We start from the raw sequence: 22,953 nt of genomic DNA, 5'->3' as shown, positions 1-22,953 counted from the left end.
CTCACCGAGGCGCAACCGGCGGTTGAACAGGGTCTCCACCGCAAGCGCGGTCAACATACCCACCAGCACCAGCACCAGCGAGGCACCGATGACCAGCGGGTCGAACGTGACACCCACCGCCAGGCCGTCGGTGAACGTCGACAGCCCCAGCGCCGGGGCGATCAAATGAGGCACGGCCATCCCGACCACCGCACCGGTCAGCACCGCCACCGCCACCACCGGCATCAACTCCACCAGCAGCAGGCGGCGGCCCTGACCACGGGACAGGCCCATCGTCCGCAGCCGCGACAGCACCGTGCCCCGACCCCGAGCCCCGGCCACCACCGCGAAGGCGATCGCCAGCAGCGCCAGCAGCACACCGGCGCCGCCGCCGATGGCGTATGCGAAGGTGACCACGGCGTTCAGGCTGGACTCGTCCAGTTCCTTACGGGCCTGCTCCCAGGTCGTCACCGCGGTCACGGGTCGGTCGTAGGCTTCGGCTCGCACACCCGTTTCGATCCAGCGGCGTTGGCCGGCGTCGCCGACCTCCCACACCCGCTGCGGGTCGGGAGTTCCCGCGATCAGGAACCCGGTCGGGTCCAGTGCCTCCCGGTCTGCGGCAGCAGCCGCTTGCCAGGGCAGCACGACGAAGTTCGTCGCCCCGGCGATCGACGCGAAGGCGTCCACGGTCTGTGCGACCGCGAAGTCGAACCGGCGGCCGCGCACCGTCACCGTGCCGTGGTCGGCACCCAGCCGTTCCGCCAGGCCAGGCGAGACGACGGCCGGGAGCCTGCCGCCGGCCGGCGCGGCGGTGATCGCCTCGGGCGCGGTCGACTCGATCCCGGAGGCCGTGACGACCCGCTCGTACGCCGACCCGTCCAGCATCAGCGTGTAGACCCCGCCGAGCCGCTTGCCGTCGACGCTCAGGTCCGCGGACGACTCCACCGCGTATGGCGCGACCGCGACGACGCCGGGAACCGCGGCCAGTTCAGCCGTGGTCGCACGGTCGAAGGCGAGGCCGTCCACCTTCACGTCGGCGGCCATCCGCAGATCGGTCGCGCGGTCGCGGCCGGTGTCGATGGTGCCCGCGACGGCCGCGCTGAACACCGCCGTGCTCACGGCGACGACCAGCACCGCCACCGGGCCGACCACGGTGCCCGCGGTCCGGCCCGCCCGGGCCAGGCCCAGGAAGCCGACTGCGCCCCGGCCGCGCACGGACAGGCGGGCCAGGCCTGTCACGATCGGCGGCACCAGCCGCACCGTGGCCACGGCCGCCCCGGCGGCCAGCAGGGAAGGCACCGCGGCGAGGTAGAAGTCCACGCCGTCGGATCCGTTGAGGCCGCGCTGGCGTATCAGCCACACGCCCAGCCCGGCCAGCACCAGCAGGCTCAGCTCGGCGGTGCGCCGCCGCATGCTCACCCGGCCCCCGGCCAGGTCGGCACGACCGGTGGAGAACGACGGATCACGCGCTACGGCCATCGCCAGCACCGGCACCGCCAGTGCCGCGAGCACGGTGAACGCGGCCAGGATCGGCCAGGTCGCGGCGGGTCGGCCAGGTACGGCGAGGCCGAGCAGCGCCCCGGCGGCCGCCGCGAGCAGGACTGGCAGGGACTGCGGCAGCGTGTACGACCCGATGGTGCGCAACGCGCCGCCGCGTGCCCGCAGGAGCGCGAACTCCGAGCGTCGCCTGCCCACCGCGACGCGGGCGGCGAGCAGCGCGAGCCCGCCCAGGGTGACCAGCGCGCCGACCTGCACCACCGCCAGCAGTGCGGCGACGGACCCGGCTCGGTCGGCGAATCGGGCCAGCAGCGAGTCGAGGCCGGTCACCAGCACGAAGCCCGAGTTCTGCCGGTGCGCGACGCTGACCGCTTCGACGACCTGCGGCAGTACACCCATGTCCAGCCGGGTGATGTCGATGCGGTAGCGCCACTCGTACACGAGCGGGGTCCGCTTGGCGAGCCGGTCGAGCCCCGTCTCGTCGCTGAACACCACCGCGCGGAACACCTCGCCGTCGTCGTGGGGCAGATACGCCCGCAGTCCCAGCGGCGTCGGCTCCCAGAACGTGGCGTCCTCGTCGTGCGGCGCGACGATACCGACGATCTTGACCGGGATGTCCGCGTCGCCGTCCGCGCCCGGCCACTGGAACACCTGGCCGACCCGCTGCCGCAACTTGGTGGCGTTCCACTGGGTCAGCACCACCTCGATGGGCTCCGCCGCGGATCGCCCGGTCTTGGGCAAGCGGCCTTCGACCACGTCGACCTCGTCGGCCAGGCCGCTGCCGGCCCGGAAGCCGAAGAATGCCCTGGCGGGCAGACCGGTTCCGGTGACCTGGGAGTTCTCCAGCGGCGTGGCCATCGACCACCAGGACCGTTCGATCCGATCGCGCAGGACCGGCGCGAACTTCTCCTGGTGGTCGCCCAGCTGCGCCTGTGGTGTCCAGCCACCGGCCCCGGCGGGCTTGCCGCCCCGGAACGTGAGGTCGCGGGAGGCGTAACTCAGCTGCGACAGCTCGTGGTGCAGCGCGGCGTCGGTGAGCCGGTTGGCGGCGCGCGGCGCGCCGATCACCAGCGCCGCCGCCAGCATCGTCAGAACGGCCAGCAGGAGCGTCGGGCCTGCCGTGGCGCGTGCGCGGGAGATCCAGCCCATCACCGGTCAGCTCCGATCCGCAGCTGGGTGGCGGCCAGTCGCCGCCGTGAGGAAGTGGCTACCAGGCCGGCCATCACCAAGGTGATGGCGAGCAGGACCGCGGCCGTGGCGAGCACGGGCGGCCAGTCCGTCGTGGTGAGCGCGGGTGGCACCGGCCGGTCCGCGCTCGGGGTGAGGATCACCAGCGGACCGGTGGTGCGGGCGACGAGCAGGCCCACCAGCAGGCCGACAGTCACGCCGAGTCCGGCCAGGAACGCCTGCTCGATCATCAGGGCGCGGGACAGCAGGCCCGGGCTCGCCCCGAGGGTGTTGAGCACGGCAAGTTCCGAGGCTCGCCGGCGGGCGGTCGAGCGCAGGTCGACGGCGATGCCGACCAGCGCGAGGCAGATCGCGCCGAGGGCGGCTATGAACAGTGCCAACCGGCCGCCGACGCCGAACGGGTCGTTGCCGGCGCGTCTTGCCAACTCCTGGCGATCGACGACCGCCAGGGTCGGCAGCTGCGCGGCAGCGGCCGCGGCCTCGGCGTGCCGGGCGGGGTCCGTGGCGGCCCACCATTCGGTGACGTTCGGGGCCCGCAGTCCGTCGTGCTGGAGGTGTGCGCTGAGGGAGGGCATGTCGAGCAGCAGCGCGGCGGGTTCCCCGCCGCCCGGCAGTGCCCGCAACGTGCCGGTCACCTGGATCGGCACGGGCTGGGACCACAGCTGGAGGTTCAGGGTCTGGCCGGTCTCGGTGTGCAGTGCGGCGAGCGCCTCGGGGGTCGCCAGCGCCGGTACGGGTTTGACGGCGGCCTGGGGGCGTGTGGTGAAGGCGAAGTTGTCGTACTCCGCGGCGGGTTCGTCCAGCCAGGCGTCGACCCGGATACCGCTGCCCTGGGCCGCGGCCTTGTATCCGGGCCTGCCCGCGGCCAGGCTCCACGGCTCGGTCGAGGCGTCGAGGCTGATCGCGGTCGCCGCGCCGGTGCTGTTCACGGCGGACAGGCCGGACAGTGCCCAGCTGATCCGGGTGAGCAGTGGCAGCTCGGGTCCGTCGACGGTGATTCCGGTCAACCGGATGCCCGGTCCGCCCGACACCGGCGCGGTGAAGGCGTGCCGGCCCTTGGCGGGTGTCAGCGGCACGGTGCGGGTGTCGCCGTGCTCGTCGGTGAGCTGGATCGCCGTGGCTTTGCGCGGGTCGCCGTCCCAGTTGTGGCCGTCGACGGTGATGCGGACGGTACCGCGTACCGCGGTGGTGCCGGCCGGCAAGGTGACCCCCGCGACGCGGGAACCGGCCGCGGCCATGCCCGCCAGCAGGGTGGGTGCGTCGCCGACGTCGGCGCGCAGCCGCAGCACGTCGCCTGCCGCGGCGGCGTCCAGCGCCACCACTGACGCGGTGGTGTCGCGTTCGCCCGCCTGCAGGCTGGTGCGCCAGGCGGGAAGGGCCTCGGTGACCCCGGGCAGGCCGGCGACCTGGGCACTTCGCTGCGCAGGGATGACGGGACTCGTCTCGGTCAGGCGCAGATCGGCTCCTGTGGTGTGGTCTGCCTGATCGACCTGTGACTGCCGGGCGGTGGCGGCCAGGGTCCAGGCCAGCGTGCTGACCGCGACGCTGAGTGCCAGCAGCAGGACCGGTCCGGCGCTCGGGCGGCGTCCGGCCTGCCAGACGCCCAGGTGGGCGGCGAACCACCCGGTCCGGTCCACGGCCCGTTCGAGCAGGCGGGTCAGCAGCGGGAACGTCCGCAGCGCGACGACGGCGCCGGCCAGCACACCCAGCGGTGCGGCGGCGGCCAGCAGGGGGTCGACGCCGAGGCGCCCGCCGGCACCCGACAGGGGCGAGTCGTAGTGGCGCAACTGGTACCAGGCCAGCACGGCGAAGCCGACGAGTGCGAGGTCGAGGCCGGTGCGCTGGGCGACGGCGACCCGGCCGGGACGCGACCGGGTGGCGAGGTCGGCCACGTAGGTGCCGCCACCGCGCAGCGCGGGCAGCAGCATGGCCAGTACGCAGCCCAGCCCGGCGGCCGCCGCGACGGAGACCGTGGTGAGGGTGATCCCGGGGGTGAGGTTCAGGTGGACGGCGCTCAGCATCGGCAGCCGTCCGGCCGACTTCAGCAGCCCGGCGGTCAGCAACGGCGCGATCACGGCGGCGGGCGCGGCGACCAGCAGGGCTTCGCGGGTGGCCAGGCCGGCCAGCTGTGCACGGGAGGCGCCGCGGGCACGGAGCAGGGCGGTCTCCTGGCGGCGGCCCTCGGTCAGCATCGCGGCGAGCAGCAGCAGTGCGTAGCCGCCGAGGATCGCGATGAGCAGCAGCGGGGTGAGCAGGTCCGAGCGGCCGACGAGGCTGGCCTGCCGGATCCGGTCGACGAGCCGTTCCACATGGGTGGACACCTGGCCGCCGTTGCCGTAGCCGAGTTGGGTGGGGACATCGGCCAGGTGTCGGACCGTCTCGCGGGCGGCGGCGAGGGTGGCCGGCTCAGCCCCGGACAGGTTCGGGGTCACCACCCAGGCGTTGCTGCCCAGTTCCGCCCACCCGTCGAAGAAGTCCTCCCGGGTGAGCACCAGCGGCCCGTAGGTGTTGCGGCCGGCCTCGGCGCCCTGCGCGGTCTCGGGCGCGAGCAGCCAGTACGGGTCGGCGGCGGCGGTGGCGGCGAAGACGCCGGAGACGACGACCTGCTCGGTGTGCTTGGAGACGCCGTTGGCGAGGGGAACCACCGATCCGGTGCGCAGGCCGAGGGTCTGCGCGGCGGCCTCACCGACGACGACCTGCCGCGGGTGCGCACCGGGCACCGCCCAGCTGCCGGAGACGAGGCGAGCGTGGTCGGCCAGCTCGTCCAGGAACATCACCCGCGCGTAGACCGCGCCGTAGCCGTCGTGGACGGCTTTGCCGGTGTCGCCGGCGAACCGGGCGCCTGTCGCGTAGCCCGCGGCGGTCACCTCGGGTTCGGCGTCGCCGAACCGGGCGGCGAACGTCTGCCGCACCCTGGCGTCGGTGGCAGTCCACTGCTCGGCCAGGTCGCCTTTCCCGCTGGTGCCGGTGGACCAGCTGCCACTGCCGGCGGGACGGGACGGGAAGCGCACCTGCACGGCGCGTTCCTCCGCCGGCGCCGCCGCGACGGCTGCCCGACCGCCTGCCTCGATCACCGCACCGCTGTACGCGGCCAGCGCGGTCAGCAGCGTGGTCGAGATCAGTACAGCAGCCGCGACAGCGGTCAGCAGCCCTCGGGCGCTGTTGGCACGCCGACGTCCAAGCACGGCACCTCCCTTGTGGTTCGGATTTCAACCAGCTGAGAGATGTTCGCCGCTCCATCGGTTGCCATTAATGGTGTTCGCCACAAATGTCGCTGGCGTAACGGCTGAGCAGCACAGCCGTGATATCCGCGCGCGCCATGATCGAATAACGGCCTGACCATCCGATGTCGTCCAGGCGAACATCCCGTTACCGCGGCACACCGCTCGGGTGACCAAGGCGGGCGAAGAAGCCCCGGCGGCGGCTCTCGAAATCGGTTGCCGGCTGACAGAACGACGTCGCACCGCACCAGCCCCCAGCGGCCTTGCGACGTCGTTCTGTCGTACTGCGGGCAGCGGCCGTCCGCGCTCTGGATCTGGGCCGAATCCGCGCTCACGGGACGGTGCGGCACTTACCGTGGGTTGATGCGGTTATGGATCGCCAGCGATCAGGGACGGGAACTGATGGGCCCCGTTCCCGACGGCGTCGAGGTGCAGGTGCTACCGGCGTGGGACGCCCCGATGCCCGGGGATCCGGCCACGGTGGAGTTCTGGGTTCCGCCGCTGCTCGGCGGGGCGGACACGGTGGCGCTCACGCAACGGATGCCCGACCTGCGGGTGGTGCAGTTGTTGAGTGCCGGCGCGGATGCATGGGTGGGACAGCTGGACAGTGGCGTGACGCTGTGTGACGCGCGGGGCGTGCACGATGTCGACGTCGCGGAGTGGGTGGTGGCGGCGATCCTGTCCAGCCTCCGGCGCCTGGACTACCTCGCCCGCGCCCAGGCCGAGCACCGTTTCGCCCACGCCGACGTAGGCGCCGCCGACGAACTGTCCGGAAAGCACGTGATCATCGTGGGTGCGGGTTCGATCGGCCAGGCCACAGCGGTCCGGCTGGCGCCGTTCGGGGTGCGGCTGACGTATGTCGCGCACAGTTCACACGACGGCATGCACAGCGTGGACGATCTTCCTCAGCTCCTGCCCCAGGCCGACATCGTGGTGTTGCTGCTGCCGCTGACCGCGCAGACCCGGGGCATGGTGAACGCGGCCTTCCTGGCGGCGATGGCAGACGGGGCGCTGCTCGTCAACGCCGCACGGGGCCCGGTCGCGGACACCGACGCGCTGGTCGCGGAGTTGTCGACCGGCCGGATCCGGGCGGCGCTGGACGTCACCGATCCCGAACCCCTGCCGACCGACCACCCCCTGTGGGACATGCCCAACGTCCTGTTCACGCCGCACGTCGGCGGCGCCACGCGCGGCGTCCTGCCGCGGGCGTACCGACTGGTGGCCGACCAGGTGCGCCGCTACACCGCCGGACAGCCCCTGATCAACAAGGTCGAGGGCGGTTACTGAGCACGCCGACACGCTCCACGACCCGCCTGGGGCTCAAATCCGTCGTAGCCGGGGCTGGGACGGGTCCACCCACTGCTGCTCGACTGGGCCGAGGCCGCTGATCGCGATGACGGCCGGCTCGGGCGCGTCCGGGCGCGCGCCGTCGTAGTGCGGTGTGCCCGCCACCCTGCGGACGTAGGAGTTCGGGTAGGCAGCCACGGCTCGGTCCGGGTCGAAGTCCGGGCCGCTGTTGCACCACCAGACTCCGGACAGGACCACGCACAGGCGGTCGGTGCGGTAGAAGTGCGGTGCGCTCATGAAGCCGGGATACCACTTCATCAGCACCAGGTAGATCCCGTCTGAGTCCTCGCCGCCCGCCAGCGTGGCCATCTCGACCGATCGGGGTGGCGCATCGGGTGGCGCCTGCCAGGTGATCTGATCGGGAAGTCGAATCACGGTCTGGGCGGGATTCAGTTCACCCATCGTGGATCCCCTCTCGGGGCCGCAGTGTCCCGACACCCATTCTACGCAAACGTGAACATGTCCACCGTGGTCCGCGTACTTGGACCTCGCCGGATCGCCGGTCATCGGCCGGAAGGGCGGCGAACGTCCGGATCAGATCATGCGAAGCGCGCCCCCGTCGATGGGCAGCATCACTCCCGTCAGGTAGCCCGCGGCCGGGGAGAGCAGGAACGCGGCCGCCCTGGCGAACTCGTCCGGCTGCCCGTAGCGGCCCAGCGCGTTGTCCGGCGGTTTGCCGCCGGTGATGGAGGCGAGTTGCTTCTGGCGGTCGGTGGCGATGTAGGCGGGCAGGAGCCCGTTCACCCGGATCGCCTTGGCGCCCAGCTCGTCGGTGAGCGTCTTCGCGAGCATGGCGAGCCCCGGACGCAGGCCGTTGGAGACGGCCAGGCCGGGAATCGGCTCACGGACCGATGACGACAGGACGAAGGTGATCGAGCCCGCGGCGGTGAAGGCCCCTGCCGCCGCCCTCGCAATGCGCAGCGCGCCCAGGAACGTCGACTCGAAGGCGTCGCGCCACACCTGGTCGGCGACGTCCATGGCGGTGCCGACGGGTGGGCCGCCCACGCTGATCAGCGCGCCGTCCAACCGGCCGAAACGCTCCAGCGCCGCGCCGACGATCCGGCCGGGGGTGGCCGGGTCGGCGTTGTCGGCGACCACACCGACCGCGCGGGAATCGCCGCCCAGATCGCGAGCCGCCTTCGCCACGGACTCGCCGAGCCCGGTGATCACCACGTTGGCGCCTTCCGCAGTGAGCACCTGTGCGACGGCCAGCCCAAGCCCGCTGCTGCCGCCGGTCACCAGATACACGTGGTCGTTGAGCCCGAGGTCCACGACGCGTGCCCTCCATTCGGTCGGTGACGATCGCCGGCAAGCGGTGTTCACTGTTGCTGCCGCGCCTCGTCGCCCGGTCCGGTAACCCGGCCACCCCGGGCGCGGGGCGACCGGTCGGCGAACTCGCCCAGCCTTACCACGGAGCGTATTTCAATCACCACGATTGGCTGCGAGAACTCATCAACCGGCCTGCCGTTACCGCATGATGGGGATCATGACCGGTTCGGACGTGGCCGAGTGGGCGAATTTCGGCATCGTGGCCGGCACGGCCGCCGCGACCCTCACCGGACTGCTGTTCGTCGCCGTGACCCTGCGGATCGAGTCCATTGTCAGCACCAGCGACCTGCGCTACCGGGCCGCGCAGACGCTGACGCTGTTCATCACGGTCCTGATCCTGTCCATGCTGCTGGTGATTCCGCGGCAGGCACTGCCGGCACTCGGCGTGGAGATCATCGTCGTGGCGGCCGCGGCCGGTACGGCACTGGCGGTCTTCGATCACCGGGCGTCGAGAGCGACCCGGCCCAACTCCCTTGCCCGCACGATCGACATAGTCAGCCTCACGTTGACCGCCGTGACCCTGGTCGCCGTCAGCGGCGTCGCCTGCGCCGCAGGCCGCGAGTGGGGGCTGTACGTCCTCGTTCCCGGAGTCATCGCCGCCCTGGTCAGCGGAGTGGTCAACGCCTGGTTGGTCCTCGTCAGGCCGCCCAGCGGCTGACGGCGGGTGCGGCCGGACCCGGCGTGCGGCGCAGGTGTGCATGCAACTCCCCCACGGTGAACGCTGCCGGGACGGGATTCAGTGCGGCACGACGGCGATGACGTCGATCTCGACGAGCATGCCTTTGAGCGCCAGCGCGGGCACCGGGATCAACGTCCACGGCGGCTTCGTGTCGCCCCATACCCTCGTGAACTCTTCCCTGATGGCGGCGAACTTCTCCGTGCTGTGGTCGACGACGAACAGGTTGAACTTCGCCACATCGGACATCTTGGCGTCAGCCGCGGCCAGCACCGTTTCGGTGTTCTTCAACGCCTGCCTGAGTTGGGTGGCGAAGTCGTCGACCAGCGCACCGTCCGCGGTCTCGCCGCCCTGTCCGGCCGGGAGGATCACCCTCCAGCCTGCCGGGTAGACAGCCAGGTGCGAATACGCATTCGGACGGGGGTCGTAGAGGCCTTCCGGGTTGACGAACATGAGGCCTTTGATATCTTCTGCCCGAATCGGGATCATTGCCGTCCTCCCACTTCTCGCGGGGGTGAGCGTTGTTGATCATATCGTTCGACCTTGGCCGACGTGCTCTGTCGCCGCGATCCATGGCGAGTGGGCAACCGCCGGACCGCGGTCGAATGCCGGTTCCGTGAGGCGACCGCGGGCGAAGGTAGGACAATTCCAGTGGGCTGGCAGGCACGGCGACGGGTCTGCACCGCGCGCGCCCACCGGCCGAGCACTTTGAGTCGATCAATCGAGCACCGAGGGCTGAGGGGGATCAGTCATGATCGGGATGCGAGTGTCCGGGGCCGTCCTGGCCGCCGGTATGGCGGCGGGGGCGATCGGCTGGACGGCCACGGCGCCACGTCCGGCGGACCGGCCGGCGGTCGCCGCCGTGACCTGGCAGGAACCGCCTGAGGAGACGGTGACGGTGCTGCTCGAACAGGCGCTTCCGAACGTGCCGGGAAAGACGTTCACCTCGGCGATCGTGGACTTCCCGGCCGGTTCCCGCGCGGTCCCGCACCGGCACGGTCAGGCATTCGTGTACGCGTACGTCCTCGACGGCGCGGTGCGCAGCCAGCTCGAAGGCCAGCCGGTGCAGACGTACACGGCGGGCCAGAACTGGGTCGAGCCGCCGGGTGCCCACCATGTGCTGACCGAGAACACCAGCAGCACGCAACCGGCGAAGCTGTTGGTCGTGTTCGTCTCCAACACCGGCGATCCGATCCGGGTGGCCGACTGACCTGCGCTCGCCAAGCGCGCCGGGCCGGTGACCTCGGGCACTGCATCTCGGTCCCTTCGGCGCCTCCGACATGCACGGCAACCACTCCGGCATGGCACGGTTGACGGTATGCCCGAAAAGTCGGCAGTAACGGCGGAGCAGGCCCTGCGGGACCGGCGGCCAGGTCGACCCGATGCGCGCTGCCCGGTGCGGCCGGGCGAGCCGTGCACCCTCTGCCAGCTGGACGTGACCGGCCCGCAGGACTGCGCACTGGTCTATCTCGTCATGAACCGACGACGAGCTGCGCGAGGGCCTACGGCGCACCGAGCTGAGGGAACCAGTCCTCCGGTCAGTCGCCGCTATGTCCGAAGAAGACGATCGACTCCGGGTGCTCGCCGTCGTACGCCACGACGTAGGCGCCGTACCAGCGGCCGAAGTCTTCCAGGCTCCTTCGGGAAATGGCCGCGGCGATCGCGTCGGCCGCCGGCCGGCCCGTGCCGAACACCTCTTCCAGGACGTCGTGCGGCACGGGCGCGACCATGCCCATCTCGGGAGACGGTGCGACACCGGTCATGTCGATGACCGAGTGGGCGCCCGAGTAGATCTGCGCGTCCAGCAGACTGTCCGGGCCCGTCACCTCCACCTGGGCGGCCCGCCAGCTGTCCCGCGCCATCGAGTCATCCGGGTCGGGGAAATCATCGCCGAACGCCTCAGCCAAGCTGCGGCGCAACGCCGCCATCTCCCAGGCGACGTACTCCTCCTCGCCCATCGTCCGCGCCTGCATGTCCGGTGACACCCGGTAGTAGTCACCCCGGTCGTAGGCGTCCTGGCGGGCCTGCTCGAGGGCGGCTTCGACGTCGTGCTGATACGGCACCCTGGAAGTCCAGCTCGATGACCCCATGCTCTCCTCCGGCGCGGACGGTGGTGTGACCTGCCGATGATCACACGGCGGGGCGACAGTCAGGATTCGGGACGGGCGCACGGCACCGCCAGGCGGTTCGTGCGAGATCGTCTCCCCCCGGGGACGCGTCGAGTGTTTCGCACGGGTCACGGCAGCGCGATTTGCCGTAGACCTCGGGCGGGTGATCCGGCGAGTCGACGCGACATGCTACTCAATCGCCGATCATGAGGTGCGGGACGGCCGGCGCCGGGCACGGACGACGTCTGGAGCGTGGTCCCGGTCGGGCTCGGTCGGATACGGGCGACAGCGTTGCTGTACGCCGCTGCTGTACAGCAACCGCCTAACCATCGGCGACGACGACATCAGACCGCGTTCAGACTGATTAGACCTTCCTCAACGGGCGGCCCGGACATCGATACCCGGTCCGACCGAACGCCAAGGGAAACCGGATGCCGTGAGCCGCGTGATGACGCAGACTTCTGATCCGATGCCTGGCCGTTCGAGTGGGGACCGCATGCGGGAGTACCGGGTCAAGATCCGTGTTGCCGGCAACACCGGCGGTCCGGCGTTGTTCGCGTTGAAGGCGAAGGGCTACACGGTCGAGCTGAGCTACCTACGTCGCGATCCCGGCGAGTATGAGGCCGAGTACTCGGCACACAAGGACGGGTGCTGGTTCTATGCCGACACTCCTGAGGAGTTGCTGGGGCTCGTCGCGATGTGGGAGGAGCGTGGCGATGGTTGGAGCGCGAGCACCGGCGACGAGCGGGCATGGCGCGACGCACTCGAGGGGGCGGCACCGGTCTACGACCACCACGGCAACCTGGTCAACGGGAAGGATGGACGCCCGAGTCCGGCACGTCAGGCTCAGTGAGAGCATCCGATGATCGACAGGTTCGACGGTCCACCGCGGTGGACGACCTGGCACACCTTGACCCATTGATGCTTGCCCATGCGCACGGCATGATCTGCACATGGACAGTCGTGAGGGTGGACGCTCCATCGAGCAGGCCGTGACTGAAGCCGGCCTGGGTGAGCAGTACGGCCGCTACCGGTCTGCGGTCGCCGCCGACATCGCCATCGTCGTGTGCTGCGCCGCGCTGGGCTTCGTGCTGCTGGCCGCCGCGGGCGGGGCGGGCGCGGTCGTCGCGATGGGCCTGGGCGTGCTCGCACTGGCGGCGGTCGGCGGGCTGGTCACCTGGCGCAAGGCCAACACATGGCGTCACCTGTACACCGGCGGCACGCTGACCGTCGGCCCCCGGGGCACGGTGACCTCGTTGGTGACCTGGCACGACGTCGCGCACCTGCGGTACTGGACCAGGGTCGTCAATCTCGGCACCGCGTACACCGAGGTGCCGCAGTGCCGCCTCGACCTGAACAACGGCGAGGTCGTCGACCTGGCCAAGCCACGCTACAAAGAACTGCCGGAGATCGTGCCGTTCGTCGACGCGAAGATCTCCGCGATCAAACTCCCGCTCAAGACCGAAGAGCTCCGCAAGACCGGTGCCGCGGTCTTCGGGCCGATCACGCTGGCCGCCGAGGGGGCGCGCTGGCGCGACTCGCTGGTGCCATGGCATGCCATCACCAGGGTCGAGGTCGGTAAGACCCGCCTGAAGATCTGGACCGACAGCCGCCAACCGGTGGTCTCGCAGCTGCTCAGCGCGGTCCCCGAACTCACCGTCCTGATCCACATGTTCGGGAACTGGCAGGAGCTGCAGCAGCCGGACCAGCGTGACCCGTCCACGCAGGCGCAGGGCGACAAGATGTAAGGACGGACACGAACTCGAAGTCATCCACCTCGAGGACCGGCGGCCCGACGCCACGGCATAGCGTTCGGCCGCTAGCGCAGCACGAGCACGTCGAGTACGTGGACTGCCGAGACGCTGTCGGTCTCGGCGGCCCGCGTTGTTGGCTAACGGCACTGTGGGAGACTTGACCTCAGCCCTCGGCGATGACGATCGGGGAGTCCGGCTCCGCGAACTCGACGTACCGCTCGCCGAGGCCAAGTCCATACCTGCCAGCGATCCGCAGCGCCGTGCCCAGCTGTCGAGGTCGCACTCACTGCGGAGGGTGAAGCAATTCGGGAACGCATCCGTTGCGTGCAGACGACAATCGGTGACGCGTCAGGACTCACCCCCGAGGAGATTGCTATAACCCGGATGCTTTCTCGGCCTGCCGTTGTGCTTCACCGCCCGGCTCCGGCAGCGCCCGGCCGCCTTCGACGGCGGATTGTGCCGGGCTGTCCTCGGTGACGACCAGCACACTGCTCTCCTCCACGCCGGCGATGCGGGCGGCGGTGGCCGAGACTTCGAGGGCGGGCCGCGTGGTGTCCTGCTGCGGGTGACCACGCCGCGACCACCCGCTGATCAGAACAGGACGGCCGGGTTTGGCACCGACGTAGATGTTTTCCGGTGGCAGTTCGGTGAACACCACGTTGACGTACTCCGGTGGCACATGGTTGATGTCGGAGTGAATCCGGGTGATCTCGGCGGCGAGTGCGGCCTTGTCCTTGGCGCTCAGCATGCCCTGAGCGATGGTGCAGCTGTATAGCGGCATGTCGTCCCTTACCGGGTGGACGCCGAGTGCGGCCGTCGCGGAGGCGAATCGCCCTCCGCGACGGCCGCAGAACTCAAAGCGCGGTCTTCTGAGGCTTGGTCAGCACCACGATGACGGTGGGACCTGCAGTGCCTAACGCTGCGGTGCACTCGGCCTCCAGCTGTTCGGTCGTGGTGACCTCAACGCTGCGGCAGCCAAAGCCGCGAGCCACGGTCGCGACTCCAGTCCGGGCAGGTCGAGTCCGGGCACGCCCGGAGTGTGCTCAAGTTCGGCAAAGGACTTCAGGATGGAGTACCCGCCGTTGCGCATGGCCACGAAGACGATGGGCAGGTTGTGCTGGGCAGCGGACCACAGTGCCTGGATGGAGTACTTCAAAGATCGCCGATGAGCAATTGTCAAATCTTGTGGGTGGGCAGTGCCTGATGGGGGGTTGGCTGCCGTTCGGTGATGAGGTTCGGCAGCTGGCGCATGTCGTGGAAGACGACGGTGTTGTGGCCTTCGAGGCGTTCGGCCGGGGTGAGTCCGCCGGCGTAGCCGAAGGTTCGCATGCCGGCGGCGCGGGCGGCGTGGACGCCGGGTTGGCTGTCCTCGACGACAACGCAGGCTTCGGGATCGACGCCCATCTGCTGGGCGGCGTGCAGGAACAGGTCGGGTGCGGGCTTGCCGCGGGAGACTTCGGTGGCACTGTAGATGCGGCCTGCGAAGCGTTCGTAGAGCCCGGTGCGGCCCAGGGTGTGCCGCATCTTGTCGTGGGAGCCGTTGGAGGCGACGCATGTCGGCAGAGTGAGCGCGTCGAGTGCTTCCGGCAAGCCGTCGACCGGGGCAAGCTCGGCGTCCACGGCCTCCCGGTGGAGCTGCTCGAACCTCTCCGACCAGATCGCGGCCGTGTCCGGGCCGAGCTGGGCGGCGATCTGCTCGTGGATGGCGGCGGGTGAGCGCCCCATGAACCGGTCCACGACCTCCTCCTCTGTCAGCGGCCACCCAAGCTCGGCTCCGAGGGCGACCTGGACACGAGCGGCGATGCGCTCGATGTCGACCAGTACGCCGTCGCAGTCGAATATGACGAGTTCAATGGGCTTGATCATTCCCGCAGCATAGGCCCTGCTGCTCACGCTGCGGTGGCCTCCTCACGCTCGACCAGGACGCCGTTCTTGAACTGGGCGCCGGAGCGGACCAGAGCGATGAGGGAGGCTCCGGTGATGGCCCGCCAGCGGGCCCGGGCGGACTCGACGAGCTTGAACACCATCGCCCGCGCGGCGGCCGGGCTGCCGGCCCCGCGGGTGACCTTGGTCCCGCAGCTTGACGGTGGAGAAGGTGGACTCGATGGGGTTCGTGGTCCGCAGGTGGATCCAGTGCTCGGCCGGGAAGTCGTAGAACGCCAGCAGCTCCTGCCGATCCTCGGGCGCAGGCCCTGGACGCGACGCAGGCCTTCAACCGCGGCTGCCCACCGGGCACTGACCGATCCGAAAGCCCCGCCGCAGTCAGGTCAGCGGGGTCGCGTGATCCGGCGCGCGGTCACCCCGCGCCGCCCAGGCGGCGACGGTCAGCACCACGGCAGTCGCCGCCGCGGCCACCGTCAGCGGCGTGGCGACCGGCACCAGGGCCGCAAGCACAGCCAGCGCGGCGATTCCCGCGAGGTGCGGCCACGGCAGGCGGCCGGTCATCGCGCGCTGGAACAGACCGACCCCGAGCAGGAACAGCGCAGGCCCGCCGAGCACCGCCGCCGCGGTAGCGGCCCCGGTGTGGCCGGTGGGGTGGGAGATGGTCAGCTCGTCGCCGACCGCGGTCACGATGACGCCCGCCACCATGATCACGTGGAAGTAGTCGTACGCCGTCAACGCGAACGTGCTCGGCGTCGCCAGCCGGGAGATGTGCTCCTTGCCCGCCTCGGCCGTGCGGTGGAAGTACACCCACCACAGCCCGGCGCTGCCCAGGAAGGCCACCACGAACGCGATCGTGTTGGCCGGGGTCGCCGTCAGGCCCGTGGCGGTCGCGCCGGTGACCAGGATCGACTCGCCCAGCGCGATGATGATGAACAGCTGGCAGCGCTCGGCTAGATGACTGCCGGAGATCGTCCACGTCTGCGGCGCGGACCGGCCCAGCCCGGGGGCCCGGAATCCGGTCAGTGGCGCGATGTAGTCGACCAGCACGGCCAGCGCCCACAAGGCGGTCCGAGCCCCGCCGCCCAGCGCGGCGCCGGCGAGCCAGAGCACGCCACTGGCCAGGAACCAGACGAGCACCCGGACGAAGTTCGCGCGAAGCTCCGGGCGCTCGCGCGAGGCGACGATCAGGAACGCGGTGCGTCCCACTTGGATGGCCAGATAGGCGATAGTGAACGTCCAGGCCGCTCGGCCGAACGCGTCCGGGATGGCTGCCGACATCACCAAGCTGACGAGCATGACGGCGATCAGCAGTAGCCGGATCGGGGTCCGGTCGGGGTCGAACCAGCTGGTGACCCAGGAGGTGTAGAGCCAGGCCCACCAGACGGCCAACAGCAGGATCGCGGTCTGCACCGCACCGCCGAGGCTCAGGTGGTGCAGCAACGCGTGCGACAGCTGGGTCACCGCGAACACGAAGACCAGGTCGAAGAAGAGCTCGATCGGCGTGGCACCGCGCTCGCCGTCGCCCAGCAGGTCCGTTCCTGATCTCATACCGCGCATTATGGACGGCTCGCCCAGCCGGCCGAGAAGAAGCCCCCGAACTCGATCGAGCAGGTTCGCATCAGTTCGGCCACCTCATCGCTCGCATCAAGAGCGACGTCGTCGGGGCGGCCGCCTGTTGGACGATGGCCGCGGGGTCAGCCGGCTGCGGCTAGGTATTTGTCGAAGAAGGCGTCGAGACGCTCGACGCCGGGGTGACGTACTCGGGCTTGTCGTAGAGGTCGATGTGCGTCGCCCCGTCGATCAGGTACAGCTCCTTGGGCTCCTTGGCCTGGGCGTACGCCTGCTCGCTGAAGTACTTCGTGTCCGCCTTGGTGCCGGCGATCATCAGCAGCGGCCGGGGCGAGATCAGGTCCACGTGGTCGAGTGTCCTCGGTGACCTCAGCCGGGGCGTCCGGGACGATGTGCTCCAGCCGGGCCGGCTTACCGTGGGCCTGGTCGGTGCGGTCCTGCGCGGCGGCGTCGAGCAGCCCGTTGACCCGGCCCCGATCGGCACTGCCGCCGAGGCCGTCCCGGAACGGCGAACCCATGTCCGCGGCGCTGACCGTGGCCACCGCATTGATCCGTGGTCGGTCGCGGCGGTGTGGGGCACGTACCCGCCGGATGCGCAGATGCCCGACGCGCCGATGCGGGCGGGGTCGACCTCCTCGACGGTGGTCAGGTAGCTCACCGCGTTCCTGATGTCCTCGGCACGTGCGAACGGGTCCTCCGGGAAACGCGGCTCGCCCGCGCTCTCCCCCTGGTACGACGCGTCGAAAGCGAGCGTGATCATGCCCTTCATGGACAGCTTCTGCGCGTAGATGCCGGCGGTCTGCTCCTTGACCCCGCCGAACGGGTGGCCGACCCCGCGGGCAGCCTCTGCCCCGCCTAGTCGTCGGGGACGTAGAGGTAGGGGTGAACGAGCCGTTCTTACCTGTTCGGGAACGAGACCGGGGCTCCGTCCATGCCGCGGAGGGCGGCATGGACGGAATACCAGACTTACAGCGCAGAGCGGAAGAAATCTGTCATCTTCGCCACTGCGGGGGTGACGTACTGGTCGCGGTCATACAGGTCGATGTGGCTGGCGCCCTCGATCCAGTACAGCTCCTTCGGCTCGCCGGCCGCCGCATACGCTGCCTGGCTGTGGTGCGCGGTGTCGGCGTGGGTGCCCGCGATGAACAGCACCGGGTGCGGAGCGATGAGGCTGATCATCTCCAGCGCCGAGAACGACGCCACCTTCTCCAACGACCACAGCACGGTCTTGTTCGCCCAGTTCGGGTGCCCGCCGCGCGCCGGGTTCAGGTAGTAGTCCGGCGCCTCGAGCAGTAGCGGCGCCGAACCGGCGGGCGCGTCCTCGGGGAAGACCGGCATGTACGCCGGCTCCTCGCCGTGCTCATACGCCTCACGGGCCTTGCCGCACGCGTCCAGCGAGGCGATCAGGGTCTCCCGGTCCATCCGGGCGTCCTCGGCCAGGAAGCCGCGCAGGCTGTGCACGCCGCTGACGGTGGCCACCGCCTTGATCCGGCGGTCGGTCGCGGCGGTGTAGGGCACGTAGCCGCCGCCGGCGCAGATGCCGATCGCGCCGATGCGGTCGGCGTCGACGGCGTCGTGGCCGGCCAGGAAGGTGACCGCGTTCTTGATGTCCTCGGACTTGGCGAACGGGTCCTCGTCGAAGCGGGGCAGGCCCTCACTGTCGCCGTAGTTGCGGTGGTCGAAGGCCAGCGCGACGAAGCCCTGCTCGGCCATCCGGCGGGCGTACAGGCCGGCAGTCTGCTCCTTGAGGCCGCTCCACGGGGTGACCGTGACGATCGCCGGACGGCGCTCGCCCGGCTGCAGATCCTCGGGGAGGTAGAGATGGCCGGCGATAGCCATGCCACCGCTGCGGAAGGTGACGTCGGATTTCACAAGGTGCTCCAGATGTCTGTCGGCGGGGCCGAACCGTTTCGGCCCCGCCATCCACACTGAGTCACCGCGAACGCCCCTACCAGCGTAGACTTCCACCCCGGCAGGGCTGTGCCGGGGAAGGATCGTTCCCTCCCACACCCGCGCGACCGGTGGAACAATCATGATCATGGACAACGAGGAGGCGGGCAACGAGTTCGGCCGGTTCCTGCGCGCCCGCCGTGCCGAACTGACCCCCGACGACGTCGGCCTCACCACCTACGGCGGCCCACGTCGGGTAACCGGGCTGCGCCGCGAGGAGGTCGCCCAACTCGCCGCGATCAGCACCGACTACTACACCCGGCTCGAACAGGGCCGGGTCGGCCCGTCCGAGGCCGTGCTCACCACCCTGGCCCGCGCATTGCGCCTCGACGAGGACCAGCAGGCCTACCTGCGCCAGGTCGCCCGCCCCGGCGGCGCCCGGCCCGCGCGGCGCACGGCGCAGCGCGTACGCCCGCAGACCCGGCTGCTGCTCGACAACCTGGTCGACACCCCGGCTCTCGTCCTCGGCCGGCACCTCGACGTGCTGGCCTGGAATCCGCTCGCCGCAGCGCTGATCACCGACTTTGGCGCGCTGCCGCCCGAACACCGCAACTACATCCGGCTGGCCTTCCTCGACCCGCAGGTCCGGTCCGGCTTCGCCGACTGGGAGAGCGTCGCCCACAACTGCGTCGCGTTCCTGCGCATGAACGCCGCCCGCCACCCCGACGACCCGAGGCTGGCCACCCTCGTCGGCGAGCTGTCCCTGCGCGACCCCGACTTTCGGCGCTGGTGGAGCTCGCACCAGGTGGCAGGACGCATGTTCGGCACCAAGACGTTCCAACACCCGATCGCCGGGCGGATCACCCTGGACTGGCAGATGTTCGCCAGCGCCGAGGACCCCGACCAGATGCTCATGATCCTGACCGCACCCCGCGACACCCCCGCCCACCAGGCACTGCGCTTCCTGGCCTCCTGGGCCCAGCAGACCCGCCCCACCCCCATCACCTCCTGATCGGAACCAGGGCCCTTCCCTACCGATGCCGGCTGTCGGTCAGCTACGGCGGTACTGCGATGTCGATGGCGATGACGGGGTCTGATGCGTTGAGCCTTGGCATGATCGAGGCACACTCGAGCAGTGAAGTCGTCGCCCCGCTCACGACCGTCGAACGCTACGCCAACAACCCGATCGAGGCCGACCATAGCCAGCTCAAACACCGAAGCACCTGGCCGCGCCGGCCATAGACAGGCCGCCCAGGCCGGCCGCGGCGGCGTTACGGGCGGGCTCGAAAGCCTCGGCCGCGGCCCGGCCAGCAAGTGAACTCCACATCCCGACAACCGACCCCGCTTCAGCCATCGTAGGTCCGCCGGGGTGATGAGACCCTCACGTTGCTGGGATGATCTGAGCCGTCCCTCGCCGGACGGGGTTGCCTGTAGCATCATTGACCACCACCGAGTGACGGTCGCTCACCGGATCGGGGCAGGTGCATCAGGTGCGTGACCGCGCACGGTACCGGTGGCGACGCCTCTGTCGGGGGATGCACGATGACGACGGCAACCGTTAACGACTCGGTTGGGGCGACGAGCGCTTCGGCCGGTGACTTGAGATGGCCGTGATCGGACTGGTCGCGTCACCGGGGCCGGCTGCCGACCTGGCACAGAATCTTCTGGCGGACCTCACCGGCCTGATCACTGTTCGGCTGCCGGACGGCGACTGGCAGATACGGCTGGCCGTGGACCGGCTGGTCGACGCCCCAGCAGACCTGAACCGGCTGGTCGACGCCGCCCGGCGCAGGCTGCTGGACGAAGGCTGGCAGATGGCCATCTGCATCACCGATCTACCGTTGGCGACCCAGCGCCGGCCCGTGGTCGCCCACGCGAGTGCGACGCACGCTGTCGCTGTGCTGTCCCTGCCTGCGCTGGGCGCGGTGGGTGTGACCCGCCGGGCCGCGGCCGCGATCGTGCGCCTGGTCGAGGCGCTGCTGGGCGAGGTCGACACAGACAACGCGGACCTCGATGATCGCGCCACCCGGCGGCGTCGGGTGGCTCTGTACCGCCGGACGCGCGAGCTGAACGAGTTGCCGGTACCTGAAAGCGGAGCCGTCGGTCTGATCACCGGCGTACTGACAGGAAATCTGAGGCTCCTGCTGGGCATGCTGCGAGCCAACCGGCCGTGGCGACTGGTTTCGCGGCTCTCCCGAGCTCTGGCCGCGGCCCTGGCCGTCGACATCCTCGCGCTGGTGACGAGCGACATCTGGCGGCTGGCGAACGCGTTGGGGGCGCCGCGACTGAGCATCCTTACCGTCGGTTCGCTACTCGCGGTGGTACTGAGCCTGGTGTTGGGCGCCGGCCTGTGGGAGCGGGTGCCGCCCCGGGCTGCTGGTCCCGGGATTCGCCAACAGGTGGCTCTGTTCAACATCGTCACGATTCTTACCGTGGTTATCGGCGCGGTAGCGCTGTACGGCGAGCTGGTGGTGCTGACTGCGGTGGGGGTGTTCATCATGGTTCCGGCCGATCTGATCGCCGCTGCCCTCGGTCATCCGGTCGGTATCAGTGACCAGGTGCAGCTGGCGTGGTTGGCCAGCTCTCTCGGCACACTCGGCGGGGCGCTGGGAGCCGGGTTGGAAAGCGACCAAGCGGTGCGTGAGGCTGCGTACCGTTATCAACCAGACAATGAGCTGTCCGCCGATCGTTGATCTCTTCGGCCGCTACAGCAGCTGCAGGCTACGTGCTCGCCGTACCGCATCGCGCCAGGTGTCTGGGCAGCACGCAGTCATGTCCAGTCCGCGACGAGCACATTGACAGCAGCGATGAGCTGAAGTCCGCGGACACCATCAGATCGCGGTCGACCTCCGGCGAGCCCAGCGGGTCCCTGCGGCGTTCGCCCTACCGCTAAGGCACTCTGAACCGGCGCCGCCCGGACCTGCACCGTGCCCAGCGATCCGCGGACGCAGCAGCGCCCTTCGCCTTCACCCCTGGGCTTCTTCGGCGCGCCGTCCGATACGAAGGACGCTCAGGTAGCGGCGTGACGCCCGGTCGCCCAGCCGCGTGCGGATACGCTCGGCGACGGCGTCGAGCAGGGGCTCACGAACGTCGCGAGCGAGCCTCCTGTACGGCGACATCGAGCGAAGCAGATCGGCGAAGCCATCACCGTTGAACCATTGAACGGTCGGGTACCAGCGCACGACCGGCAGGCCGAACAAGCCCCCGGGATCTTCGACCGGTCCCCAACCCTCGTCAGTGCGCACATCGTCCTCGAGCGGCGGATGGCCCCAGCCGGGGTTGCCAGGGGAGAACCGCTCATGCAGGTCGGCGGTCTCGGCGTACACCTCCGGCTCGCCCGGCCGTCGGACGACGACGTTGCCGAGCAGCGCCATCCATCCTCCGGGGCAGAGCACGTCGTGCGCCCGCCGCCACCCGATCGACGGGTCGACCCAGTGCCACGACGTCGCAGCGGCGAGGACATCGAAGCGTCTACCGCGGTCGTCCCACTGCTCGAACGTCGACGTCTCGACTTCCACGTTGCCGGACGCGGCGGTGTGCCGGCGAGCGAGCGCGGCCATTTCCACGCCTGGCTCGACGGCTGTCACCGAGCAGCCGAGCGCTGCCAGCGAGCGCGTCGCCTGACCGGTGCCGCAGCCCACCTCGAGCACCGACGACCTCTCGTCCATCCCGGTGATGGCGACGAGGTCGGCGAACAGTTCGTCGGGGTACTTCGGCCGGACCCGGTCGTAGAGGTCCGCGACCTCGTTGAACACCCGAGCAAGATCGCGTCGATCCAGCTCTGCCACCACACCATCCTGAGAGATTCGTGCCGTCTGAGGCAAGCGTATGGGCGCGAGGGGTCTGCCGCATTAGGTCGCGTGGAAGTAGACGCCGCTGGGCAGCAGCGAGGCAGTGCGAGGTCGACATGTCCCACTCCGAGCAGGCTCCCAAGTGTTGACGCAGACCATTGACGGTGTGTGGGCGGCACCTTCCAGGTCGGTCTGTCGCAGGCGAGGTTCGCTCCGCAGCCGTCCTTCCTGGCCCGGGTGTTCGAGCCCGCCGAGTTGGTGCACGGCGCGATCGCGGCCATGGCCATGAGCGGCCTGCGCAGATTCACCGTGGAGATGGGCTGGGCGTGCCAGCCGCCACCGGACGCGATCGTCGAGCACAAGACACCCGGCCTGGTACAGGGCAAGACGACTGGCGAGCGCAGAGCGATGATCGAACTCCGCCACTGGGGTTTCGTCGCCGTCGGCGGCCGGTTTTCGCGCTGCTTCCCCGGCGTATCCGCCGCCGCGCCTGGTCCGGCCCGGTCTACGGGCTGCTGCTGTGGCCGCGTACGAGACGGTCGTCGCCCCTGTCCTCGGTATCGCGCGCCGCCTGGTGCCAAACTGTCCCAGCGCTTGTTGCCGGCCGGGGACCACCTGCTCTACGGGTTCGTGCTGTCGCACACCCGCCGACGCCCGCGACGCTGAGCTTCCCGGGCGGGCTGCGGGCACGCTCGACATGGCCGCCTGCCCCGTGCGGTC

Annotated in this window: 21 protein-coding genes and 2 pseudogenes; 10 read left to right on the top strand and 13 right to left on the bottom strand. The window is 70.2% G+C overall.

From position 1 onward, the window contains the following. A partial coding sequence (locus tag F9C41_RS09105; protein WP_155386178.1) for an FtsX-like permease family protein occupies positions 1 to 2,625 on the bottom strand: 2,625 nt, incomplete at its 3' end. Further along, on the bottom strand, positions 2,625 to 5,849 hold the full coding sequence (locus tag F9C41_RS09100) for an ABC transporter permease (RefSeq protein ID WP_155386177.1): 3,225 nt from the start codon (positions 5,847 to 5,849) through the stop codon (positions 2,625 to 2,627). The genes F9C41_RS09105 and F9C41_RS09100, both read right to left, overlap by 1 nt. A 399-nt stretch (positions 5,850 to 6,248) precedes the next feature. Between F9C41_RS09100 and F9C41_RS09095 the strand changes: the two genes are divergently transcribed. Continuing rightward, positions 6,249 to 7,172 (top strand): 2-hydroxyacid dehydrogenase, encoded by a 924-nt coding sequence (locus tag F9C41_RS09095; protein ID WP_155386176.1) that lies wholly within the window; start codon positions 6,249 to 6,251, stop codon positions 7,170 to 7,172. Between the two features lie 33 nt (positions 7,173 to 7,205). Here the strand turns inward: F9C41_RS09095 and F9C41_RS09090 are convergent, their stop codons facing one another. Together F9C41_RS09090 and F9C41_RS09085 are read right to left on the bottom strand one after the other, a co-directional pair. Then, on the bottom strand, positions 7,206 to 7,634 hold the full coding sequence (locus F9C41_RS09090) for a cupin domain-containing protein (protein WP_155386175.1): 429 nt from the start codon (positions 7,632 to 7,634) through the stop codon (positions 7,206 to 7,208). A 132-nt stretch (positions 7,635 to 7,766) separates the two neighbouring features. Next, entirely contained in the window at positions 7,767 to 8,504 is a 738-nt protein-coding gene (locus F9C41_RS09085) for an SDR family oxidoreductase (RefSeq protein ID WP_155386174.1), read from the bottom strand. Positions 8,505 to 8,527: 23 nt separating this feature from the next. Between F9C41_RS09085 and F9C41_RS09080 the strand changes: the two genes are divergently transcribed. Beyond that, a complete protein-coding gene (locus F9C41_RS09080) occupies positions 8,528 to 8,710 on the top strand; it encodes a hypothetical protein (RefSeq protein ID WP_155386173.1) in 183 nt (60 codons plus the stop codon). A gap of 8 nt (positions 8,711 to 8,718) precedes the next feature. Further along, complete coding sequence (locus F9C41_RS09075; protein WP_155386172.1) at positions 8,719 to 9,219, top strand: hypothetical protein; 501 nt, start codon at positions 8,719 to 8,721, stop codon at positions 9,217 to 9,219. 78 nt (positions 9,220 to 9,297) lie between these two features. Here the strand turns inward: F9C41_RS09075 and F9C41_RS09070 are convergent, their stop codons facing one another. Further along, positions 9,298 to 9,690: a RidA family protein gene (locus F9C41_RS09070; RefSeq protein ID WP_230689446.1), complete on the bottom strand. Its 393-nt coding sequence runs from the start codon at positions 9,688 to 9,690 to the stop codon at positions 9,298 to 9,300. A 298-nt stretch (positions 9,691 to 9,988) separates the two neighbouring features. Here F9C41_RS09070 and F9C41_RS09065 point away from each other — a divergent pair, with 298 nt between their 5' ends. Together F9C41_RS09065 and F9C41_RS42155 are read left to right on the top strand one after the other, a co-directional pair. Then, a complete protein-coding gene (locus F9C41_RS09065) occupies positions 9,989 to 10,447 on the top strand; it encodes a cupin domain-containing protein (protein ID WP_155386170.1) in 459 nt (152 codons plus the stop codon). Positions 10,448 to 10,555: 108 nt separating this feature from the next. Continuing rightward, a pseudogene (locus F9C41_RS42155) lies at positions 10,556 to 10,705 on the top strand (DUF6767 domain-containing protein); the annotation flags it as partial. A 70-nt stretch (positions 10,706 to 10,775) separates the two neighbouring features. On the opposite strand, the gene F9C41_RS09060 reads toward F9C41_RS42155, so the two are convergent. Then, positions 10,776 to 11,300, bottom strand: coding sequence for a hypothetical protein (locus tag F9C41_RS09060; RefSeq protein WP_155386169.1), 525 nt, complete (start codon positions 11,298 to 11,300; stop codon positions 10,776 to 10,778). Positions 11,301 to 11,841: 541 nt separating this feature from the next. Between F9C41_RS09060 and F9C41_RS09055 the strand changes: the two genes are divergently transcribed. Together F9C41_RS09055 and F9C41_RS09050 are read left to right on the top strand one after the other, a co-directional pair. Next, entirely contained in the window at positions 11,842 to 12,198 is a 357-nt protein-coding gene (locus F9C41_RS09055) for a hypothetical protein (RefSeq protein WP_155386168.1), read from the top strand. 100 nt (positions 12,199 to 12,298) lie between these two features. After that, on the top strand, positions 12,299 to 13,093 hold the full coding sequence (locus F9C41_RS09050) for a DUF6585 family protein (protein ID WP_155386167.1): 795 nt from the start codon (positions 12,299 to 12,301) through the stop codon (positions 13,091 to 13,093). 379 nt (positions 13,094 to 13,472) lie between these two features. Here F9C41_RS09050 and F9C41_RS09045 read toward each other — a convergent pair whose 3' ends face one another. From F9C41_RS09045 to F9C41_RS09020, 6 genes and pseudogenes are all read right to left on the bottom strand, one after another. Next, positions 13,473 to 13,880 carry a tautomerase family protein gene (locus F9C41_RS09045; RefSeq protein ID WP_155386166.1) on the bottom strand — a complete coding sequence of 136 codons (408 nt, stop codon included), beginning with the start codon at positions 13,878 to 13,880 and terminating at the stop codon, positions 13,473 to 13,475. 395 nt (positions 13,881 to 14,275) lie between these two features. After that, a complete protein-coding gene (locus F9C41_RS09040) occupies positions 14,276 to 14,965 on the bottom strand; it encodes an HAD family hydrolase (RefSeq protein WP_155386278.1) in 690 nt (229 codons plus the stop codon). A 23-nt stretch (positions 14,966 to 14,988) separates the two neighbouring features. Beyond that, positions 14,989 to 15,280 (bottom strand): annotated as a pseudogene (locus F9C41_RS09035) (transposase); the annotation flags it as partial. An 81-nt stretch (positions 15,281 to 15,361) separates the two neighbouring features. Continuing rightward, positions 15,362 to 16,531, bottom strand: a complete 1,170-nt coding sequence (locus F9C41_RS09030; protein ID WP_230689443.1) for a low temperature requirement protein A — start codon at positions 16,529 to 16,531, stop codon at positions 15,362 to 15,364. Positions 16,532 to 16,691: 160 nt separating this feature from the next. Further along, on the bottom strand, positions 16,692 to 16,898 hold the full coding sequence (locus F9C41_RS40620; RefSeq protein ID WP_196279686.1) for an alpha/beta hydrolase: 207 nt from the start codon (positions 16,896 to 16,898) through the stop codon (positions 16,692 to 16,694). 620 nt (positions 16,899 to 17,518) lie between these two features. Further along, positions 17,519 to 18,424, bottom strand: a complete 906-nt coding sequence (locus F9C41_RS09020) for an alpha/beta hydrolase (RefSeq protein ID WP_155386164.1) — start codon at positions 18,422 to 18,424, stop codon at positions 17,519 to 17,521. A gap of 166 nt (positions 18,425 to 18,590) precedes the next feature. Between F9C41_RS09020 and F9C41_RS09015 the strand changes: the two genes are divergently transcribed. Both F9C41_RS09015 and F9C41_RS09010 read left to right on the top strand, forming a co-directional pair. Then, the gene (locus F9C41_RS09015) at positions 18,591 to 19,454 is read left to right on the top strand and encodes a helix-turn-helix domain-containing protein (protein ID WP_155386163.1); all 864 of its coding nucleotides are present in this window, start codon (positions 18,591 to 18,593) and stop codon (positions 19,452 to 19,454) included. A 592-nt stretch (positions 19,455 to 20,046) separates the two neighbouring features. Beyond that, positions 20,047 to 21,135 carry a hypothetical protein gene (locus F9C41_RS09010; protein WP_155386162.1) on the top strand — a complete coding sequence of 363 codons (1,089 nt, stop codon included), beginning with the start codon at positions 20,047 to 20,049 and terminating at the stop codon, positions 21,133 to 21,135. Positions 21,136 to 21,408: 273 nt separating this feature from the next. Here the strand turns inward: F9C41_RS09010 and F9C41_RS09005 are convergent, their stop codons facing one another. Further along, the gene (locus F9C41_RS09005; protein WP_155386161.1) at positions 21,409 to 22,230 is read right to left on the bottom strand and encodes a class I SAM-dependent methyltransferase; all 822 of its coding nucleotides are present in this window, start codon (positions 22,228 to 22,230) and stop codon (positions 21,409 to 21,411) included. A gap of 171 nt (positions 22,231 to 22,401) precedes the next feature. Here F9C41_RS09005 and F9C41_RS09000 point away from each other — a divergent pair, with 171 nt between their 5' ends. Continuing rightward, positions 22,402 to 22,899, top strand: a complete 498-nt coding sequence (locus F9C41_RS09000) for a hypothetical protein (protein WP_155386160.1) — start codon at positions 22,402 to 22,404, stop codon at positions 22,897 to 22,899. The last annotated feature ends 54 nt before the right edge of the window (positions 22,900 to 22,953 follow it).

Source organism: Catellatospora paridis, from assembly GCF_009720365.1.
GTDB lineage: Bacteria > Actinomycetota > Actinomycetes > Mycobacteriales > Micromonosporaceae > Catellatospora > Catellatospora paridis.
This window is presented reverse-complemented; position numbering and strand designations above follow the sequence as displayed.

Coding starts and splice junctions, on each gene's coding strand:
- F9C41_RS09095 (WP_155386176.1), top strand. CDS start 6,249: ATGCGGTTATGGATCGCCAGCGATCAGGGACGGGAACTGATGGGCCCC.
- F9C41_RS09090 (WP_155386175.1), bottom strand. CDS start 7,634: ATGGGTGAACTGAATCCCGCCCAGACCGTGATTCGACTTCCCGATCAG.
- F9C41_RS09075 (WP_155386172.1), top strand. CDS start 8,719: ATGACCGGTTCGGACGTGGCCGAGTGGGCGAATTTCGGCATCGTGGCC.
- F9C41_RS09070 (WP_230689446.1), bottom strand. CDS start 9,690: ATGTTCGTCAACCCGGAAGGCCTCTACGACCCCCGTCCGAATGCGTAT.
- F9C41_RS09065 (WP_155386170.1), top strand. CDS start 9,989: ATGATCGGGATGCGAGTGTCCGGGGCCGTCCTGGCCGCCGGTATGGCG.
- F9C41_RS09055 (WP_155386168.1), top strand. CDS start 11,842: ATGCGGGAGTACCGGGTCAAGATCCGTGTTGCCGGCAACACCGGCGGT.
- F9C41_RS09050 (WP_155386167.1), top strand. CDS start 12,299: ATGGACAGTCGTGAGGGTGGACGCTCCATCGAGCAGGCCGTGACTGAA.
- F9C41_RS09045 (WP_155386166.1), bottom strand. CDS start 13,880: ATGCCGCTATACAGCTGCACCATCGCTCAGGGCATGCTGAGCGCCAAG.
- F9C41_RS09040 (WP_155386278.1), bottom strand. CDS start 14,965: ATGATCAAGCCCATTGAACTCGTCATATTCGACTGCGACGGCGTACTG.
- F9C41_RS09030 (WP_230689443.1), bottom strand. CDS start 16,531: ATGAGATCAGGAACGGACCTGCTGGGCGACGGCGAGCGCGGTGCCACG.
- F9C41_RS09015 (WP_155386163.1), top strand. CDS start 18,591: ATGGACAACGAGGAGGCGGGCAACGAGTTCGGCCGGTTCCTGCGCGCC.
- F9C41_RS09010 (WP_155386162.1), top strand. CDS start 20,047: ATGGCCGTGATCGGACTGGTCGCGTCACCGGGGCCGGCTGCCGACCTG.